Annotated in this window: 2 protein-coding genes; both read left to right on the top strand. The window is 54.5% G+C overall.

The features are described 5' to 3' along the window. Window positions 1-617, top strand: a 617-nt coding sequence (locus tag U5A67_RS40280) for a transcriptional repressor (protein ID WP_321818813.1), incomplete at its 5' end; no start/stop codon positions are given. A 364-nt stretch (window positions 618-981) separates the two neighbouring features. Next, on the top strand, window positions 982-2,991 hold the full coding sequence (locus tag U5A67_RS40285; RefSeq protein ID WP_321818814.1) for a phosphocholine-specific phospholipase C: 2,010 nt from the start codon (window positions 982-984) through the stop codon (window positions 2,989-2,991). Window positions 2,992-3,323 lie beyond the last annotated feature (332 nt).

Here is a 3,323-nt window from a genome sequence, read left to right on the forward strand (position 1 = left end):
GTAAGCTTAGGCGAGCGCGATTTATATGTGTTGAAAATTATCTGGATTGGGAATTTCCTGGATCTGGTCAGGATAAGGATGGCGACGTGAATACTGCAGATACACGAGATCCGTCTCGTATGATTTATGCCACTTTGAAAAAAGCGCATATGCGTCCGACATCAAGTCGCGTCGCAGTACTTAAGGTATTTCATAAGCTTCCGGACGAACATATGACGGCCGAAGAGGTATTTCGCCAGATACCTTCGTCCACGGAGCAGTGCAGCCTTGCGAGTGTCTACCGTTCGCTCGCGCAACTTGTTAGCGCAGGCATCGTGATCAGTTCGTGGGTTGGCGAGAACCGGGTCGTGTACGAGGCTAATCCCGGATTTCCGCATTCCCACATCATTTGCAGTCTGTGTGGGCTGATTGAGAATTTTACTGATTCATCACTGTCGGATCATCAGCAGGCACTCGTTCAGGATCGCGGTTTTGATTACCTGGGTTGCAATGTGCTTTTATTCGGTAGATGTGCACGCTGCAGGACAAGCAGGCAAGGATCGGAAACCCAAAGGCATCGCGGCGGAATGGTTCGCAGTATCAGTACCTTTCGCAACATGGGTGAAACGCAGGAATGACGAACTGCCCGTCTGACCGTTAAAGCGACATCAGCGATCCTTAAGGGCTGCGCTTTAGAATCTGGGAGCGTTTGCATGATCTCGAAGCCGTTAAACGTTGAATGGCGTCGGATCACTTGGGAGACGTAACGTCGGTAGCGTGCACAGCAACGTGCATGATTAAACTTCGTCGTAGCTATTGTGTATTTCGTTATCGCTGCGTTACACAGCGCTTTCTCCTTGAACCGCGAATGCTGCGCTGCGCCGGACTATTTCCGGAACCGATGCCTCATAACTGAGCGGGTGTGCTATGGCGAGAAAACGTCATCGGAATCTATCCGGGGAGCTGGGTCATCAGGCTGCAAGCACTGGCAGTGAGATTGCGATGCCGCGCCGTGATTTCCTCCGTGCTGCAGTCGGTGCATTTGGCGGGGCAATCGCAGGCGTCCTGGCTCCAGATTGGTTTCGGGAAGCCCTGGCGATACCCGCAAAAACCGTCACCGGTACCATCGATGATGTCCGGAATATCGTAATCTTCACGCAAGAAAATCGCTCGTTCGACCACTATTTCGGCAAGCTTCGTGGCGTGCGCGGCTTCAACGACCGGACAGCGATCCGCTTGCCTGACGGCAATCCGGTCTGGAAGCAACCGACGGGTAAGGGTTATATCCTGCCGTTCCATATGAGCACGTTGAGCACTAGCGCGACTTGCGCAAAAGCGCCTTCGATGAGCTATCCGACCGACATGGCAATGTGGAACAAGGGGCTGTGTAACGCGTGGAATTCAGCGCGACAGCCTGGACTCGGCATGAGTTATTTTACGCGCGAGGATTTGCGGTTCTACTATGCGCTCGCCGATGCCTTCACAATTTGCGACCAATACTTTGCCTCGACGCTCACGCAGACCAATCCGAACAGGCTGCATCTGTTCAGCGGCAGCAGTGGCCTCTCAGCCGGAACTGAGCCGTCGCTGGATAATGCTGAGCCGGCCCAGGGATTCAAATGGCAAACGGTTGCCGAGATGCTTGAGACGGCGGGTATTAGTTGGCGGGTTTATCAGCAGGCGGACAATTTCGACGATAACGCGCTTGCGCTGTTTCAAAGCTTTAAGGCTGCCTCACCTGGCAGCCCGCTTTATCGTAAGGGTATGGCAACAGTCGACGACATTGTTCAGGCTTTCAGTAGGGATGTCGAAACTGGCCAACTGCCTCAGGTATCGTGGATCGTTGCGCCGACGGCCTTGTCCGAACACGCGAATTATCATCCCCAGGCCGGGGAAGACCTGAGCGCGAGGCTGCTACGAGGTCTTGCTGCAAATCCCGAGGTGTGGTCGGGGACGGTATTGCTTCTGAACTATGATGAACAGGGTGGTTTTTTCGATCACGTTCCACCCCCTACGCCGCCTGGTGCGGATGACGAGGGACGGACAACAGTTGCAACCACCGGCGAGCTCTATGAAGGTCAGCCGATTGGCCTCGGTTTTCGTGTGCCGATGACAGTGGTCTCGCCGTGGTCGAAAGGAGGCTATGTTTGTTCGGAAGTATTCGATCACACCTCCGTCATTCAATTCATCGAAAAGCGATTCCGGCTTCGTTGCCCGAACATCAGTCCATGGCGCCGATCAGTTTGCGGTGATCTGACATCTGCATTCAATTTCAAAACTCCAGACGTGGAGTGGCCACACTTACCCGATACGAGTAGCTACGTCGCGGGAGCAGATCTGCAATGCAGTACGTTACCCGCGCCGACGGTCCCCGCACGGCAATCCATGCCAGGACAGGAGTCTGGAACACGCTTGTCGCGAGCATTGCCATACGAATTTCACGCGAACGCAATTGCAGACAAGCATGAAGGTTTGATTTCGATAATCTTGGGTAATAGCGGGAAGACGGGGGCGGCATTCTCTGCCTACGATCTTGCCGTAGGGTCCCGCGCTCCGCGTCGTTACGCTTTAGCCGCTGGTACGCAGATATCAGATAGCTGGACGAGAACGGAGCTCAATGGCACAAAGTATGCGATCGCGCTGCACGGTGCAAACGGCTTTCTGCGGGTGTTTCAGGGAGACCTTGGAAGGGGCGACGGTGTAATGCTTCCCGACCCGGAGGTTCATGTGAGCTACGATGTCGCAGATAACGCGATCATCGTTACCATGCGCAATTCTGGCTCGTCGGCATGCCGCTTTACGGTTCAGACAAACGCCTATTACGGTACCGAAGAAGCGCGGACTTTTGGCGTGGAGGCCGGAGCGAGTGTTAGTGCGAAGTGGTCTGTCTCAGCGAGTGGCAACTGGTACGACTTCAATGTAACGGTTGACACCGAGGCGGCGTTTTTGCGCCGCTATGCGGGGCGGATGGAAAACGGAGGCGATTTGACCAGCGATCCAGCTTCGGCTTAATTGCCTGGGGGGCTGTGCTTGCTGTTCGCTTTTCAGCTGAAAGTGGGCGGTCGTCATCACAAGACCATAATCGGGATCGATCCGGTTCGGACTGGGAACGATTTGTTTGGTCAGGCTTTGATGGCCGTTAGCAGAGTAGTGCAGTCATTCCAGCGACAGGTTAATCAGCTCGCTGAATAACTGCTTCTGGCCGAGGCTGTGTCAAAACTCGAAACTACCCGGTTTTCGGGTGTCGCTTCACCCTTGCCGAAGTGCCGCGAAGCCGATAAGCAGCGTTCTGGTGGGTCGATTTTCGTGCTCAACCTCGAAATCGCACGTTTTGACACAGCCTC

The organism is Paraburkholderia sp. J69-1, from assembly GCF_905220255.1.
Taxonomy (GTDB): Bacteria; Pseudomonadota; Gammaproteobacteria; order Burkholderiales; family Burkholderiaceae; genus Paraburkholderia.

Excerpts from the sequence above, each read along its gene's own strand:
- U5A67_RS40285 (WP_321818814.1), top strand. The coding sequence starts at position 982 with ATGCCGCGCCGTGATTTCCTCCGTGCTGCAGTCGGTGCATTTGGCGGG.